The sequence below is a fragment of the Williamsia sp. R60 genome, from assembly GCF_054063855.1.
Genome location: NZ_JBSSGR010000003.1, coordinates 103,367 through 118,619 on the forward strand (window position 1 = coordinate 103,367; position 15,253 = coordinate 118,619).

General features: G+C 64.9%; 15 protein-coding genes. 9 read left to right on the top strand and 6 right to left on the bottom strand.

From position 1 onward, the window contains the following. Window positions 1–21: 21 nt before the first annotated feature. Both modA and ACVWY6_RS13770 read right to left on the bottom strand, forming a co-directional pair. Window positions 22–810, bottom strand: coding sequence for a molybdate ABC transporter substrate-binding protein (gene modA / locus ACVWY6_RS13765; protein ID WP_457538748.1), 789 nt, complete (start codon window positions 808–810; stop codon window positions 22–24). After that, window positions 810–1,262 carry a TOBE domain-containing protein gene (locus ACVWY6_RS13770; protein WP_457538750.1) on the bottom strand — a complete coding sequence of 151 codons (453 nt, stop codon included), beginning with the start codon at window positions 1,260–1,262 and terminating at the stop codon, window positions 810–812. Before ACVWY6_RS13770 ends, modA begins: the two co-directional genes overlap by 1 nt. A gap of 100 nt (window positions 1,263–1,362) precedes the next feature. Between ACVWY6_RS13770 and ACVWY6_RS13775 the strand changes: the two genes are divergently transcribed. The 3 genes from ACVWY6_RS13775 (at window position 1,363) to ACVWY6_RS13785 (ending at window position 4,282) form a co-directional block, all read left to right on the top strand. Then, a complete protein-coding gene (locus tag ACVWY6_RS13775) occupies window positions 1,363–2,169 on the top strand; it encodes a VOC family protein (protein WP_457538752.1) in 807 nt (268 codons plus the stop codon). A gap of 278 nt (window positions 2,170–2,447) precedes the next feature. Next, window positions 2,448–3,431, top strand: a complete 984-nt coding sequence (locus ACVWY6_RS13780) for a daunorubicin resistance protein DrrA family ABC transporter ATP-binding protein (protein WP_023962413.1) — start codon at window positions 2,448–2,450, stop codon at window positions 3,429–3,431. Further along, window positions 3,428–4,282, top strand: coding sequence for an ABC transporter permease (locus tag ACVWY6_RS13785; RefSeq protein WP_457538754.1), 855 nt, complete (start codon window positions 3,428–3,430; stop codon window positions 4,280–4,282). Before ACVWY6_RS13780 ends, ACVWY6_RS13785 begins: the two co-directional genes overlap by 4 nt. A gap of 55 nt (window positions 4,283–4,337) precedes the next feature. On the opposite strand, the gene ACVWY6_RS13790 is transcribed toward ACVWY6_RS13785, so the two are convergent. Continuing rightward, window positions 4,338–5,690 (bottom strand): ROK family protein, encoded by a 1,353-nt coding sequence (locus tag ACVWY6_RS13790; RefSeq protein ID WP_457538756.1) that lies wholly within the window; start codon window positions 5,688–5,690, stop codon window positions 4,338–4,340. A 457-nt stretch (window positions 5,691–6,147) separates the two neighbouring features. Here ACVWY6_RS13790 and ACVWY6_RS13795 point away from each other — a divergent pair, with 457 nt between their 5' ends. The 3 genes from ACVWY6_RS13795 to ACVWY6_RS13805 all read left to right on the top strand — a co-directional run bounded on the left by ACVWY6_RS13795 (window position 6,148) and on the right by ACVWY6_RS13805 (window position 9,738). Then, complete coding sequence (locus ACVWY6_RS13795) at window positions 6,148–7,326, top strand: LLM class flavin-dependent oxidoreductase (RefSeq protein WP_023962405.1); 1,179 nt, start codon at window positions 6,148–6,150, stop codon at window positions 7,324–7,326. Window positions 7,327–7,399: 73 nt separating this feature from the next. After that, window positions 7,400–8,518, top strand: a complete 1,119-nt coding sequence (sfnG, locus tag ACVWY6_RS13800) for a dimethylsulfone monooxygenase SfnG (protein ID WP_062796751.1) — start codon at window positions 7,400–7,402, stop codon at window positions 8,516–8,518. Beyond that, window positions 8,512–9,738: an SfnB family sulfur acquisition oxidoreductase gene (locus ACVWY6_RS13805; RefSeq protein ID WP_457540142.1), complete on the top strand. Its 1,227-nt coding sequence runs from the start codon at window positions 8,512–8,514 to the stop codon at window positions 9,736–9,738. The genes sfnG and ACVWY6_RS13805 overlap by 7 nt, the downstream gene beginning before the upstream one ends. A gap of 22 nt (window positions 9,739–9,760) precedes the next feature. Here the strand turns inward: ACVWY6_RS13805 and ACVWY6_RS13810 are convergent, their stop codons facing one another. After that, the gene (locus ACVWY6_RS13810; RefSeq protein WP_031333389.1) at window positions 9,761–10,723 is read right to left on the bottom strand and encodes a YihY/virulence factor BrkB family protein; all 963 of its coding nucleotides are present in this window, start codon (window positions 10,721–10,723) and stop codon (window positions 9,761–9,763) included. 69 nt (window positions 10,724–10,792) lie between these two features. Beyond that, window positions 10,793–11,596, bottom strand: coding sequence for a DUF72 domain-containing protein (locus ACVWY6_RS13815; protein ID WP_457538759.1), 804 nt, complete (start codon window positions 11,594–11,596; stop codon window positions 10,793–10,795). Window positions 11,597–11,719: 123 nt separating this feature from the next. Here ACVWY6_RS13815 and ACVWY6_RS13820 point away from each other — a divergent pair, with 123 nt between their 5' ends. Continuing rightward, on the top strand, window positions 11,720–12,748 hold the full coding sequence (locus tag ACVWY6_RS13820; RefSeq protein WP_457538761.1) for a sigma-70 family RNA polymerase sigma factor: 1,029 nt from the start codon (window positions 11,720–11,722) through the stop codon (window positions 12,746–12,748). Window positions 12,749–12,773: 25 nt separating this feature from the next. Here ACVWY6_RS13820 and ACVWY6_RS13825 read toward each other — a convergent pair whose 3' ends face one another. Continuing rightward, window positions 12,774–13,178 (bottom strand): VOC family protein, encoded by a 405-nt coding sequence (locus ACVWY6_RS13825; RefSeq protein WP_062796745.1) that lies wholly within the window; start codon window positions 13,176–13,178, stop codon window positions 12,774–12,776. 161 nt (window positions 13,179–13,339) lie between these two features. Here ACVWY6_RS13825 and ACVWY6_RS13830 point away from each other — a divergent pair, with 161 nt between their 5' ends. Beyond that, window positions 13,340–14,575, top strand: coding sequence for a histidine kinase (locus tag ACVWY6_RS13830; protein ID WP_457538763.1), 1,236 nt, complete (start codon window positions 13,340–13,342; stop codon window positions 14,573–14,575). Then, window positions 14,572–15,246 carry a response regulator gene (locus tag ACVWY6_RS13835; RefSeq protein WP_457538765.1) on the top strand — a complete coding sequence of 225 codons (675 nt, stop codon included), beginning with the start codon at window positions 14,572–14,574 and terminating at the stop codon, window positions 15,244–15,246. The genes ACVWY6_RS13830 and ACVWY6_RS13835 overlap by 4 nt, the downstream gene beginning before the upstream one ends. Window positions 15,247–15,253: the final 7 nt, after the last annotated feature.

Below are 15,253 nucleotides of genomic sequence, written 5' to 3' on the forward strand. Positions count from 1 at the left end.
TGAGACCGGATTGCGAAGCCTTCACGTCGCCGGCCCGAAGCCCATTCGCTCGAGTACCGCCGCCCCCTGCGCACCCGTGACCATCTCGACGAATTGCTGTGCCAGAGGTGCGTTCTCCGACTCGGCTACTGTCCCGATGGGATATGCGTTGACCACCGCGGCAAGGGCGGGGTCGGCGACAGTGGTGACCGAGTCACCCGCGCCGACGGCGTCGGTGACGTACACCAGTCCCGCGTCGGCCTGCCCCGTCTGGACCTTGCCGAGTACCCCGGTGACCGCCGTTTCCTCACTCATCGGCTTGATGTCGATACCGGTGTTCTTCTCGACCAGGGCGGCGGCGCTGCCACAGGGCACACTCACCGAGCAGATGACAGTCGTGACACCGTCTTTCGTCACGTCGGCAAGGGTACGGATGTTCTTCGGATTTCCCGGGGCGGTGACGATGGTGAGCACATTGGTGGCAAAGATCTGCGGATCAGCCACCTTCTCGCCCAGTTTCGCCATGCTCTTCTCGTCGGCCGTGGCCACGACGTCTGCGTCGGCGCCCTGTTCGATCTGCGTGACAAGCGCCTGGGAGCCGTCGAAGTTCAGGGAGACGTCGACGCCGCCGTGCGTCTCGGAGAACTCGTCGGCCAATGCCGTGAAGCTGTTCTTCAACGAGGCTGCGGCGAACACGGTGAGGCCGGCTTCGTCGTCTTGTCCGCCTTCTGTGCCGCTGGTCGAGCACCCTGCGAGCACCAGGGCGGCAGCGAACACCACACCGAGCGACTCGGAGAGTCGAACCGATGTCGTGGGTCTCCGCGGGCCCATCACCTGCTCCTGGTCTCGACGATGACCGTGGTGGCCTTGACCACGGCTGTCGCGACCTCCCCGGGCCGTAGCCCGAGTTCGTTCACGGCGTCGGTGCTCATCAACGAGGTCACCTCGAACGGGCCGCACTGCAAGGTCACCTGGCTCATCACCGGGTCGGAGCGGACGTCGGTGACCAGGCCCACGAATCGGTTACGGGCCGAACGCGCCACCGGTGCATCGGTCGACACGACGCTGGGTGCCCGGTCTCGCGCGACCCTGGCCAGGTCGGCGCCGTCGACCACCTGACGGCCGCTGCCGTCGACATGGGCGGGCAGCTGTCCCCCGCTGATCATCCGGCGTACCGTGTCGTCGCTGAGGCCGAGGAGTTCTGCCGCCTGTCGAATCTTGAGATCGCCCACCTGACGATGGTCCGCCGCATGTGCGGCGCTGTCAATCGAGTACAGCCGCATCTGCGGATCTTGATCCGGTTCGCCGTCGGCGCGATGAGTTCCGGCGGCGCCGTGTGTCTACCTTCCCGAGATCCTTTTCCACACTTCCGAGGAGCCAAAAATGCCAGTTCCCACCCACTCCGACGGCGTTGCGGTCTGGTTCGACCTGTCGAGTACCGACCCCGGCGCTGCCGCGGACTTCTACGGCCGCCTGTTCGGCTGGGACCACACCGAGATGGACGAGCGCTTCGGCGGGTATTCGCAGTTCACCCACAAGGGCAAGCTGATTGCCGGCCTCGGTCCGAAACCCGACCCGGGAATGCCGGACTTCTGGTGCACCTACTTTCAGACCTCCGACATCGCGGCCGCCGTCAAACGCGTCGCCGCCACGGGTGGCAGCGTGCTCCAAGATCCGATGGAGATACCGGAGCAGGGCACCATGGCGATCGTGACGGACCCGGGGGGCGACCCCGAGACAGGCGCAAACCCACACGGCGCGGTGTTCGGCTTGTGGCAACCAGGCCAGCACACCGGCTTCGAGTTGCACATGGAAGCCGGTGCAGCAACGTATTTCGAGCTGCAGAGCACCGGCTACCCACGAGCCGTCGAGTTCTACGGCGAGGTGCTCGGCAAACCCGTCGTCAGCCTCTCGGACACGGACGAGTTCCGATACAGCCAGCTGAGTCTGCCCGACCGGGCGCCGGGCGAGGGCTACGCCGGGATTATGGACGCCTCCGGCTACCTGCCGTCCGAGGTCCCATCGCACTGGGCCATCTACATCGGCACCGAGGACGCCGACGCAACCGTTGCCAAGGCCGTCGAACTCGGTGGGGCTGTCGTGGCCGCGCCGGAGGACACCCCGTACGGGCGACTCGCCACGATCGGCGACCCGTTCGGGGCAGTGATCAAACTGCAGCAGGTTGCCTGAGACGACTGCCGGGTGCGGGCCTCGGCGACGAAGTCCGACACAGGGCGACGGAAAGTCGCCGTCGCAGACGAATACAAGATGAACGGACCACCGGGGGACGAGCCCTTGACTTCAAGCGCACTTGAACGTGAACCATCAGATCAGCTGATCAGGACAGAAGACCATCGGAAGCCGGATTTGTCTGATTCGGCCTTCATCCACCAGAGGAGTGTTCCGTGACCCAGCTCGGCGATAAAAGCGCTGGCCCGATGTCAGAGTCGGTGGATACGGTTACCCGCATGACAACTGCCACGGGGGCCACCGACCTAGCGATCGAAGCCATCGACCTGGTCAAAGAATTCGACGGTGTTCGCGCCGTCGACGGAGTTAGTTTCTCAGTTCCACCAGGGTCCGTCCTGGGACTGCTCGGGCCCAACGGCGCGGGCAAGACCACCACGGTCCGCATGATGACAACACTGAGTCAGCCGACGTCGGGCACTGCTCGCATCGCCGGATATGACGTACGGGAGAACCCGGATCTCGTCCGCAGCAACATGGGCCTCACCGGTCAGGCTGCGACGGTCGACGAATTGCTCACCGGCCGCGAGAACCTGTGGATGATCGGAAGCCTCTACGGCCTTCCCCGTAAAGACGTACGCCGGTCCGGCGACCAACTGCTCGAGCAGTTCTCGCTGACCGACGCTGCGGACCGCGTGGTCAAGACCTACTCGGGAGGTATGCGCCGTCGGCTCGACCTCGCGGTCAGCCTCCTGGCCTCGCCGCCGGTGCTCTTCCTGGACGAGCCCACCACCGGCCTCGACCCGCGCAGCCGCCAGGAACTCTGGGACGTGCTGCGATCGCTGGTGAACGACGGAACCACACTGCTGCTCACCACGCAGTATCTCGAAGAGGCCGACCAGCTCGCCGACGACATCGTTGTCATCGACAGGGGCAAGATCATTGCCGCCGGCACGCCACTACAACTCAAGGAACAAGCCGGACAGGCCAGTCTGGTCATCACGGTCTCGCATGCCGACGATCTCGAAGAAGCCACCCGGTTGCTGCGCGAGAACAGCGGCGAGGTCTTTGTCGAGGAGTCCGCACGCCAGCTCACCGCGAGCGCCGATGGGCTCGCCGACCTGACCCGGATCGCCGGGATCTTCGAACGCAGCGAGATCGCAGTCGACGACATCGGACTCACCCGCCCGAGCCTGGACGACGTCTTCCTCTCCCTCACCGGACACCGCGCCGAGGACGCCGACAACGAGGAGAACAAGTCATGACCACCACCACGTCACCCGCCGACACCGGCCGCTCCACCCCGAAATCCGCTACAGGCCGGCCTGATCTGGTCCGAGAATCCCTGGTCATGGTGCGGCGCAACCTGTTACACACCAAGCGCCAGCCAGAGATGCTGTCCGACGTCACGGTGCAGCCGATCATGTTCGTGCTGTTGTTCGCGTACGTGTTCGGTGCGTCGATCAGTCCTGGCTCCGGATTCGACTACAAAGAGTGGCTGTTGCCCGGCATCATGGGCCAGACCATTGCCTTCTCTGCGTTCATCGTCGCGCTCGGTCTCACCAACGATCTGGAGAAGGGCATCATCGACCGCTTCCGGTCGTTGCCGATGGCACGGTCGTCCGTTCTGGTCGGACGTTCGGTCGCAGCGCTGATCCACTCGTCGATCGGCATCGTGGTCATGGCCATCACGGGTCTGCTCATCGGATGGCGCATCCACGAAGGCATCGCCAAGGCCGCGTTGGCTTTTGCTCTGGTGCTGGTGTTCGGGTTCGCCATGATCTGGTTCGGCATCCTGATCGGTTCGGTCATGCGGTCGCCAGAAGCGGTCAACGGCGTGATGTTCACCTTGCTGTTCCCGATCACGTTCTTGTCCAACGCTTTTGTGCCCACAGAGCCCATGCCCACCTGGTTGCGCACCATCGCGGAGTGGAACCCGATCTCGTCACTCGTCCAGGCGATGCGCGAATTGTGGGGCAATGGACCGGCGGCACCGGCCGATGCCCCGTGGCCACTGCAGAACCCGGAACTCTCCACGGTGCTCTGGTCGGTGGCACTCACGCTGATCTTCGCGCCGTTTGCGTTGCGCGCTTACCGCAAGCGCACCACGGACTGACAACACCCTGTGTGGACATCGAGCGGGCCGGTAAACCGGCCCGCTCGATTGCGTTTCACAGACTCCGGGACAGAGCCTCGATCGGGTCGCTGTAGATCGCATCAAGCGAAACCGCGCCGGCGGCCTGCTGCTGCACGGTGGCACCCGACCGTGACACGCGCACGTCGCGTCGCTCGGACACGGAGGTCTCGCGAACAGCTCTGGCCACCACGGGCAGAGTCGAAGGCGCATCCGTGAACGCCTGCCCGCCCAGGACAACGTGGTCGGGGTTGAAGATGTCAGAGATGAGGCCGACCGCACGGCCGAGTACTTCGGCCCTCTCGGTCAGGATGGCGCGGGCCACGTCGTTGCCTGCGGCAGCGAGCTGGTGCACGTCTTCGACGGTCTCGATGGTCAACCCCGCAGCGATCGCGGCGTCGACCACACCGGTGTCGCTCACGGTCGGTTCGAGGCGACCGGTGCGGTGCGGGTCGAGGAGTTCGGTGCGGCCTGCGGGGAAATGTCCGATCTCCGGCGGCCCGGCGGTGGGTGTGTACACGCTTCCACCGACGGTGAAGGCGATACCCACCGTTTCCCGGGCGTAGAAGTAGACGAAGCTGCCGCCTTCTTGACCTGGATCGACCAGCAATTCCGCTTGGGGGTTGAGCAGGAGTTCCGCGGCGGCCATCGCCTCGACGTGCGACGCCACCGAGATGGGCAGACCGATCACCGACGCCAGTACTTCACCGACAGGTGCGGACTGCCAGTTCAACCGGGAATGGCTCACACGTCCGCCGTTGTCGACCCGGCCGGCCAGCGCCACCCCGGCCCAGAGCACACGCTTGTTCTGCCAGCGGGAGAGGAAACGTTTCGCGCTCAATCCGATCGACGTCAGGGTCTGCTCGGGGGTGTCGGCAGCCGGGGTCGGGATCTGGATGGCGCCCACCACGCGGTGAAACAGGTCGTGGGTGGTGATCGAGGTGACCTTGAGACCGATGTGGATGCCCACCGTCAGGTATTCGGCGGTGTTCAGCTCGAACGGGAGACGGGGACGACCGATGGCGCCCGCGGGTGCCAGGTCGGCGCGCTCGCGCAGTAGCCCGGCCTTCAGCAGGGCGCTGACCTGACGGTTCACCGTCGAGATACTCAACCCCGATGCGGCCGATGCCGCGTCGCGGAACACCGGGCCGTGCAGTCGGGCCGCTCGTAGGACAACTGCCGCCGGTTTGGTCGACAGATGAAGCTGAGGTGTTGCGACGTGGATCCCGGCGCGGGTTCCGCCGAACTTGGCGGGCGCCTTCTGCTGGCCGGGCGCAAGCTGCGGATGAGCGGGCCGAACAGGCGAAACGATCCGAGACCCGGCCGGCGCATTGGGTCGAGCGGACGGGCGAACAGGTGTTGCTATGCGGTGGTCAAGTGTTGCAGTCATCGAAGGTCCTCATCGAGTTGTCGCCTCCAGGACCAACGATGGCCGGGGCGGGGAGATGTCTGAGAGAAATGCCGCGAGCGCGGCGGTTCGGGTCAGGACATTCGACAACAGAGGACACGAGCGAAAGGCAGACGACATCCCAGCGCGGTGGTCACATAGGTGACCTCCGGGATGTGGTGGCCGTTGCTCGTCATGAAGGTCAAAGTAGCAGCGGCGACGACACCTGTCCAACGGACCGGGGTCGTGGACGTGACGATCTGAGCGCAGGTCGGCACCGCGCTCACCGGCGAGAATAGCCCCGCCGCAGCAGCGACCGCCGAGTTGGAATCACACCGATCCGAACCCTGGGATCGCCGCGTGGACGCCGCCCACACTGTGTTCGAAACTCCGGGCTTTTGGCGTCGTCGACCACGGGTCGATCCAGACGAACCGCCCGACAAACAGAAAGGCGTCCTCCGTGTCCCTGCATTTCCACTGGTTCCTGCCGACGTATGGCGACTCACGGAATCTGATGGCGGGTGGTCACGGTTCTGACATGTCCGGAGATCGGCCCGCTGATCTGCGTTATCTCAATCAGCTCGCCGGTGCCGCCGAGGTCAATGGATTCGAAGCCGTCCTCACGCCCACCGGCTTGTGGTGCGAGGACGCGTGGTTGTCCACCGCGATGCTGCTGGAGACAACCGACACCCTCAAGTTCCTCGTCGCCCTGCGACCGGGGCTGACCAGCCCCACCCTGTCGGCACAGATGTCGGCGACCTACCAGTGGCAGTCGAAGGGACGACTCCTGCTCAACGTGGTCACCGGAGGTGAATCGTCGGAACAGCGTGCATTCGGCGACTTCCTGTCCAAGGAGGCCCGGTACGAGCGTTGCGGCGAGTACCTCGACATCATCCGGCAGTTGTGGACCACCGACGGCCCGGTGGACTTCACGGGCAAGCATCTGAGGGTCGAGGGCGCTCACCTGGCCCGTAAGCCCGATCCGCTTCCGCCGGTGTTCTTCGGGGGTTCCTCCCCGGCAGCGGGAACCGTCGCGTCCAAGTACGCCGACACCTATCTGACCTGGGGTGAGAAACCCGACGCCGTCGCGGAGAAGCTCAACTGGATCCGCGGGCTCGCCGCGGACGAGGGTCGTGAACTGTCCTACGGAATCCGGCTGCACGTGATCTCGCGGGACACGGCGGAACAGGCCTGGGCCGAAGCCGACCGGCTTCTCGGTGCACTCGACCCTCAGGTGGTCGCCGGAGCCCAGCAGAACCTCGCCCGCTCGGAATCAGAAGGGCAACGGCGCATGCTCGAACTGCACGGCGGAGGCACCGCGTTCAGCAGCGGTACCGATGCCCGTTCGCTGGAGATCTACCCGAACCTCTGGACAGGCGTCGGGCTCGTTCGAGGCGGAGCCGGCACGGCGCTGGTCGGCTCGCACGACGAGGTGGCCGACCGCATCGCGGAGTACGCGGCTCTGGGTCTCGATCACTTCATCCTGTCCGGCTACCCCCACGTGGAAGAGGCCTACCACTTCGGAGAGGGCGTGCGCCCGAGGCTCGTCCGGCGCGGCCTGCTCAGTGCCGATGACCGCGTGTCCGAGCCTGTCCGAGGAGCCTTCCTGCCGTCGTTGTCGCCGGCAGGCGCGTCCTGACGGGCTGCGCCTTCACCCAACCCGCCTTCACCTAGCCCGATTGACCCCTCCCGCAGAACCATTGGAGCAAACCGTGAGCACCGAACACATCGCCGATCAGATCAAGTTCGCCTACTGGGTCCCCAACGTCAGTGGCGGCCTGGTGACCAGTGACATCGAGCAGCGAACGAGCTGGGACTTCGAGTACAACAAGAAGCTCGCACAGACCGCCGAGAACAACGGCTTCGAGTACGCACTGTCGCAGGTGCGGTACATGGCGTCCTACGGTGCCGAGTTCCAGCACGAATCAACAGCTTTCAGCCTTGCGCTGTTGGGGGCCACCGAGAAGCTCAAGGTCATCGCAGCCATCCATCCCGGCCTGTGGCATCCGGCGGTGCTGGCCAAGTTCGGGGCCACCGCCGACCACCTGTCGGGCGGCCGGTTCGCCATCAACGTCGTGTCGGGATGGTTCGCCGGAGAGTTCAAGGCGCTGGGTGAGCCCTGGCTCGAGCACGACGAGCGCTACCGGAGAAGTGCCGAGTTCCTCGAGGTGATCCGAAAGATCTGGACCGAGGACAATGTCGACTACGGTGGCGACTTCTACCGGATCCGTGACTTCACCCTCAAGCCCAAGCCGCTCAACACACCCGAGCGCCCCAATCCCGAACTGTTCCAGGGAGGTAACTCCACCGCGGCCCGCAGCAATGGCGGACGCTTCGCCGACTGGTACTTCTCCAACGGCAAGGACTTCGATGGTGTCACCGAGCAGGTCGACGACCTGCGTGCGGTCGCCAGGGCGCACGACCGCGAGGTGAAGTTCGGGCTGAACGGGTTCATCATCGCCCGCGACACCGAGGCCGAGGCCCGGGACACCCTCCGGGAGATCATCGAAAAGGCCAATCGTCCTGCAGTCGAGGGGTTCCGGGATTCGGTGCAGCAGGCCGGCGCGTCCACCTCGGACGGCAAGGGCATGTGGGCCGAGTCGAGCTTCGAGGACCTCGTGCAGTACAACGACGGGTTCAAGACCAAGCTGATCGGCACGCCGGAACAGGTTGCCGAGCGGATCGTCGCCTACAAACGACTCGGCGTCGACCTGGTCCTCGGCGGGTTCCTGCACTTCCAGGAAGAGATCGAATACTTCGGTGCGAAGGTGCTGCCGCTGGTTCGTGAACTCGAAGCGGCCGACGCGGAAGCCGGCGTCGGCGCATCGTGAGCACCGCGATCGCCTCTCGCATCGACACTGCCGAGCAGGCAGTGTCGGTGGCCCACGACCTGGCAGCACATTTCGCCACCGGGGCGGTGGCGCGCGATCGCGACCGCAAACTGCCCTATCGCGAGATCGATCAGCTGTCGGCCAGCGGACTGCTGGCGATCACGGTTCCGAGCCGTTTCGGTGGTGCAGATCTGCCGCCGAGCATCGTCGCCGAGGTCGTCCGCATCCTTGCAACAGCCGATCCCAACATCGCGCAGATCCCGCACAGCCACTTCGTGTATCTGAATCTGCTTCGTCTTGCCGCTGATCCACCACAACAGCGCGATCTCTTCGAGGCGGTATTGGGCGGAAGCCGGATCGCGAATGCGCAGTCCGAGCGGGGCGGCAAGACCGTCGCCGACATCACCACCACGGTCAGAGCGGACCGCGGCGTACTCCGTCTGGACGGCTCGAAGTACTACTGCACCGGATCGCTGTACGCCCATACGCTCGCAGTGCTGGCACGGCTCGACGACCCCGACCACAAGACGGGGCTCGAGGAAGGTGAGTACGTGGCGTTCATCCCCGCCGACGCCGCCGGTGTCCGCATCGTCGATGACTGGAACGGACTCGGCCAGCGCACCACGGGCAGCGGCACCATCACGTTCGAAGGAGTGTCCCTGCGCCGCGACCAGTTGGTCGCCCGGGCTCGCGCGGTGGGCGCCCCCGCCGGGTACGGCGCGTTTGCCCAGCTGCTGCACGTGGCCATCGACGCCGGCATCGCTCGCGGAGCACTCTCTGCTGCAACAGATTTTGTCCGCAGCCGCAGTCGCCCCTGGTTCGAGGCAGGTGTTGATCGCGCCATCGACGACCCGTTGGTGATTCAACGCGTCGGCGAGTTGGCCGTGGAGGTGATCTCCGCCGAGGCAACCCTGAAGAGCGCCGGCGAGGCGGTGGACGCCACGTTCGTGGCTGAGGCCGACGCGACAGCAGAGCGAACCGCCGCCGCTTCGATTGCGGTGGCGACAGCGAAGATTGTTGCCGACCGGGCCTCCAACGAGGTGTCGAGCGCACTCTTCGAGGTGTCGGGAACGCGAAGCGCCGCAGCAGATCTCGGCCTGGATCACTTCTGGCGCAACGCGCGTACGCACACCTTGCACGACCCGGTGCGGTGGAAGTACCAGCACATCGGTCGTTCGTTGCTGCACGACACACCACCACCGCTGCACGGGGTCATCTGACGCCAGAAGCGCCGAACGGGTCTCAGGTGTCGTCGTCCTTGCGGAACGTGACATCGACGTGTTCGAAACCCTTGGCTCGCTGGGCCTTTGCTTGACGGGTGTATGTCTTGCGGTCACCGTGGGTGAGGTCCACGGCGTCGGTGAACGGGGTCAGCAACGCCCTCGGGTAGAGGTGATGCACTCTCACCACGTTGATCTCCGCGGTGAACACCACGGCGATGGAGGTGAGATAGAAGAACGCGAGAAGGCCCAGAACCACGGCGAACACACTGTTGGTGGTGCTCGCGTTCTTCACCACCTGGGTGACGTACACCGTTCCGAATGTCTGCAACAGCTGCCAGACGATCGCCATCGCGACCGCGCCCGGCAACACATCGCGATAGCTCACGTCGTTGCTGGTACTGAGGCGGTAGGCAATGGTGAACACCGCCGAGTTGATGACCACTGCCAGAAGACCGATGGTCACCCCCTCCAAGGCCCCCAGGGGCCCGGGTAATCCGGCGAAGGTGGACAACACAGCGGTACCCACCAAGGTCATCGCCAGCACGGTCAGCAGGAGCAGGCTGCGGAACCGGGAGAAGATCGGGTTGGGCCGGTTGTTACGCGGCACCTGCCACACGGTGTTCATCGCGTTCTGGGCCGCCTGGCCGACACCCGAGGCGCCGTACAGGGCGCCGAGGATGCCGATCACGATTCCTGCTGTGCCACCGCTGAGTTCCTGCGGTTCGCCGAGCTGCGGGCCGATCACCGGGAACTGGCCGAGCGCCGAATCGAGTACCTTCGCCTGCCACTCGGGATTGTCGTCGAGCACTATGCCGACGCCGGTGGTCAAGAGCAGCAACAAGGGGAACAATGCGAGAAACGCGTAGTACGTCATGAGAACGGCGAGATATCCGCCCTGATCGTCCGCGTATTTGTAGATCACGGCGATGCCGAAACCCAACACGGGGTGCCGCCTCTGCAGCTTGTCCAAACGCTCGATCATCATGCACCCCAGTCGTTGCCTGGCGCGCCATCGCTTGTTGAGCGCAGCGACAACGCTACCCGAGCCAGGTCACTGCAAGCGGTCGAGCAACCCTTTCGCGTCGTACGGTGCCCTGACCTTTGCGTCGTTGTCGAAGTAGACGAACACATCGCGGTCCACTGCACGCGCCCGGAACCGCTCGGCCCACGAATCGAGTGCCTCGTCGGTGTAGCCGCTGGTGTATAGCTCGGTGTCGCCGTGCAGACGGGCGTAGACGAAGTCGGATGTCACCTCGTCGATCACGGGGAACTTGCCCGCCGAGTCGGCGAGCACCAGCGCCATGTCGAGCTCGCGCAACAGGTCGGGCAGCTCCGGTGTCATGAAACTCGGATGCCGCACCTCGAGGGCGTGACGAATCGGCCGCTCCGCATCGGTTGTGGTCCAGGCCCGGTCGGCGATGCGGTCACTGTGTCCCATGGAGAGTTCGGCTGCTTGGGTGGTGGTTCGCGGCAGCAGATGCGCGAACGCCGTGAGTGTCTCGGCGTCGAACGGCAGATTGGGCGGCAGTTGCCACAGGATCGGCCCCAGTTTGGGTCCGAGTGCCAGTACGCCCGACGCGAAGAAGGTGGCCAGCGGCTGGTCCACCTCGACGAGCCGCTTCATATGGGTGACAAAGCGCGGGCCCTTCACCGAGAAAAGGAAGTCGTCGGGCGTCTGCTCCGCCCACTTGAGGTAGCTGGTCGGCCGCTGGAGAGAATAGAAGGACCCGTTGAGTTCAACCGAGTTCAGAACCCGGGAGATGTACTCGAGTTCGCGGCGTTGGGCCAGGCCCTCCGGATAGAAGGTTTTTCGCCATGGCGGATACACCCACCCCGAGGTGCCGACTCGAATCATTCCCCAACCTCTACACGAGCGGCGGCCATCGCTCGACCGGGCACCCGAAAACCGCCCAACCTGGCGCAATCCATCACCAAAGAACCCTGGTTGTTGTCAGACCGCTCCCGTAACCTTTTCCCCATGACTATCGAGGCCGCGGTAGATTCTGACTTCCTTGAAGTCACCGAACCGTACCGACGTGAACTGCTCGCACATTGCTATCGGATGATGGGTTCACATCACGACGCAGAGGACCTTCTCCAGGAGACGTTCATCCGCGCCTGGCGTGGTTACGACCGGTTCGACGGTCGCGCTTCGGTGCGTACGTGGCTCTACAAGATCGCCACCAACACCTGCCTCACCGCTCTCGGGTCCAAGCAGCGCCGGCCGCTGCCCTCGGGACTCGGCGGCGAGTCGTCGGATCCTCAGGGCGCTCTCCTCGAGGACCACGAGGTGCCATGGCTCGAGCCGTTTGCCGGGTCGGACGAGACGTTGTCCGAGACCGCGGACCCCGCCGCCGTCGTCGGTTCCCGTGAATCCATCCGGTTGGCGTTCATCGCTGCACTCCAGCATCTCCCCGAGCGCCAGCGCGCGATTCTGATCCTGCGTGATGTACTCCAGTGGCGTGCTGCCGAGGTCGCCGAGACGCTGGGACTGACCACCGCAACGGTGAACAGCCTCCTCCAGCGCGCCCGAGCCCAGCTCAAAGAGGTTGCGCCGGAGCGTGATTCCGTGGTCGAACCCGGGGACGCCGCCCAGCGAGAACTCTTGCAGAAGTGGGTCGCCGCCTTCGAGGCGTACGACATCGACGCCATCGTGGCGTTGTTCACCGACAAGGCCATCTGGGAGATGCCGCCCTTCACCGGTTGGTACCAGGGCCCGGAGGTCATCGGTACGCTCATCGGTTCCAACTGCCCGGCCACCGCAGCGGGCGACATGGTGCTGCTGCCGGCGGTGGCCAACGGACAGCCCGCGTTCGGGCTGTACATGCTCGACGCCGACGGTGTGCACAGGCCCTTCCAATTGCAGGTCCTGGACATCACCGCCGACGGCGTCGGTCATGTGGTGGCTTTCTTCTCCGACACCATGGAGGCCGACTTCGCCCGGTTCGGACTACCTGCCGTGCCTCCCGGCCCGTCGGCCTCGGAGAAAGAACCGGTTCAGCCATAGATGCCGAGCTAGCCAGAATGCCGTCCTAACCCGATATGGCGGACTGATCCATCCAGGTGACCTCCCAGACGTGGCCGTCGAGGTCGAGGAAGCTACGGCCGTACATGAACCCGTGATCCTGCGCGTCCATCCACTTGGAGCCACCGATCTCCAGTGCCTTGTCGACGAGTGTGTCCACGGCCTCACGGGACTCGGCGGAGATGGCGATCAGCACCTCACGTTCTTTGCTGGTGTCGGCGATGCCTCCGGTGATGAAGTCCTGGAACCGGGCGGGTGTCATCAGCATGGCGACGGTGAGTTCGTTGATCACAAGGCACAGGGTGTTCTCGTCGCTGAACGTCTCGTTGAACTCGAATCCGAGCTCTCCGAAGAACTTGCGTGTCGCGGGGATGTCGGTGGCGGTTGTATTGAGGAACAGCATGCGAGACATGATGATGACTCCGATCCAGGGTTGTTTTGTGCATCAAGCGGACACCACAACAGACACCGACCGCAACCAAAACTCATCGCCCGCCGAAGTTCCGCCTTTCGCCTGATGCCCCGGGGTCGTCTCGACGCGCATGATCAGGCGATGCGAACCGGTGGGCTGCTGTGACAGAAGGATGGGATGATCTGACGGCTCGGGGCGCGTGGATGCCCGGGGCCGTGCGCGCCGAACTGGAGACCGATCCCCACCCCTTGATCGGCCGGCGGAGCAAACGCGACATCGCGATCGACGTACTGATGATCCTGCTGGCCGCCGCGATCGGGGTCGTTGCCATCAGCCCACGTCTGGACAACATCTCCGGCATGATCGTCGCCGACATTGCGGTCGGGGTGGCGGGCTGCGTGGCCATGGTGTGGCGGCGCCGATGGCCGCTGGCTCTGGCAATCGTCGCGACGGTTGCCTCCGGATTCACCTCGGCCATCGGCGGGGTCGCTCTGCTGGCGGTGTTCTCGCTCGCCGTCCACAAGCCGATGCGTTACGCGGTCTCGGTGGCCCTGGCCAGCTTTGTTGCGGCTATGACAAACCGCTGGCTGTACCCGGAAGGGCAGGAGTCGCTGCTTGCCGTGCTCGTGTTCTGGGCGCTGATGGCCGCGGTGGCGGTCGGGTGGGGAACCATGGTCCGCAACCGCCGGCAACTGCTGATCTCACTGGCCGAGCGTGCGCGAACCGTCGAGGCCGAGCAGCGCGAGCGGATCGCCAATGCGCGGGCAACCGAACGCGAACGGCTCGCACGGGAGATGCACGACGTGCTCGCCCACCGGATGAGCCTGCTGTCCGTGCATGCCGGCGCGCTCGAGTTCAGGCCCGACGCACCACCGGAGGACATTCGCCGGGCGGCCGGGGTGATCCGCGCCGGCGTCCATCAGATGCTGGTCGACCTGCGTGATGTGATCGCCATGCTGCGTGAGGACTCCGAGGATTTTGCTCAGCCCACCCGGTCGCTGAGCACGTTGCCCACCCTGTTCGGCGAAGCCGAGGAGGCGGGCAGTCAGATCCGCGCGACCATCGACATCTGCGACCTCGACGACGTCCCTGGTGTGGTCAGCCGGGCCGCCTATCGAATTGTTCAGGAGGGCTTGACCAATGCGCGTAAACACGCGGGTGCTGTTCCGGTGACCGTGCACATCAGCGGCGGACCCGGAGATGGGCTGAGTGTGAGGATTCACCAACCACTGTCGATGGCTGCCAATTCGGCCATCGAACCGATCCCGGGGGCCAAGTCGGGTCTTGTCGGCATCAACGAGCGGGTCACTCTCGCCGGCGGCGAGTTGTCCTATGGCGTCGTGGAGCGCAACTTCGTGCTGACCGCTCGCCTGCCATGGGAAGCGGGCAGCCTGTGAGCACCGAGGCCCCATCCCCCATCCGCCTGCTGCTCGTGGACGACGAGTGGCTGGTGCGTGCGGGTCTGCGGACGATGCTGTCGGGGCAGCCGGACATCGACATCGTCGGCGAAGCCGCCGACGGATCCACGGTATCGGCGCTTGCACAGCAGACCGGCGCCAACGTGGTGCTGATGGACATCCGGATGCCGAAGGTCAACGGGCTCGAGGCCACCATCGCGTTGCGTTCGATGTCCGAGCCGCCACAGGTGATCATGTTGACCACCTTCGACACCGACGACCTGGTGTTGCGTTCGTTGCAAGCCGGCGCCAGCGGCTTCCTCCTCAAGGACACCCCACCCGCCGACCTCATCGCATCTCTGCGCAAAGTTGTTGCGGGCGAACCGATCTTGTCACCCTCGATCACCCGCAAGTTGATCGTGCGCTTCACCGACCCCGGCGATCGCCGCACGAAAGCAACAGAACAGTTCGATCTGCTGACCGCCGGCGAGCAGCGCGTGGCCATCGCGGTCGCGCGCGGGATGTCGAACGCCGCGATCGCCGAAGAGTTGTTCGTGTCCATCGCCACGGTCAAAAGTCACATCTCGCACATCCTGGAGAAGCTGGCGTTCAACAACAGGGTGCAGATCGCACTCCTGGTTCACGACGCATTGCCAGGTGAGGTGCTCTGAACTCGAC

Excerpts from the sequence above, each read along its gene's own strand:
- modA (WP_457538748.1), bottom strand. The coding sequence starts at position 810 with ATGGGCCCGCGGAGACCCACGACATCGGTTCGACTCTCCGAGTCGCTC.
- ACVWY6_RS13770 (WP_457538750.1), bottom strand. The coding sequence starts at position 1,262 with ATGCGGCTGTACTCGATTGACAGCGCCGCACATGCGGCGGACCATCGT.
- ACVWY6_RS13775 (WP_457538752.1), top strand. The coding sequence starts at position 1,363 with ATGCCAGTTCCCACCCACTCCGACGGCGTTGCGGTCTGGTTCGACCTG.
- ACVWY6_RS13780 (WP_023962413.1), top strand. The coding sequence starts at position 2,448 with ATGACAACTGCCACGGGGGCCACCGACCTAGCGATCGAAGCCATCGAC.
- ACVWY6_RS13785 (WP_457538754.1), top strand. The coding sequence starts at position 3,428 with ATGACCACCACCACGTCACCCGCCGACACCGGCCGCTCCACCCCGAAA.
- ACVWY6_RS13790 (WP_457538756.1), bottom strand. The coding sequence starts at position 5,690 with ATGACTGCAACACTTGACCACCGCATAGCAACACCTGTTCGCCCGTCC.
- ACVWY6_RS13810 (WP_031333389.1), bottom strand. The coding sequence starts at position 10,723 with ATGATCGAGCGTTTGGACAAGCTGCAGAGGCGGCACCCCGTGTTGGGT.
- ACVWY6_RS13815 (WP_457538759.1), bottom strand. The coding sequence starts at position 11,596 with ATGATTCGAGTCGGCACCTCGGGGTGGGTGTATCCGCCATGGCGAAAA.
- ACVWY6_RS13820 (WP_457538761.1), top strand. The coding sequence starts at position 11,720 with ATGACTATCGAGGCCGCGGTAGATTCTGACTTCCTTGAAGTCACCGAA.
- ACVWY6_RS13825 (WP_062796745.1), bottom strand. The coding sequence starts at position 13,178 with ATGTCTCGCATGCTGTTCCTCAATACAACCGCCACCGACATCCCCGCG.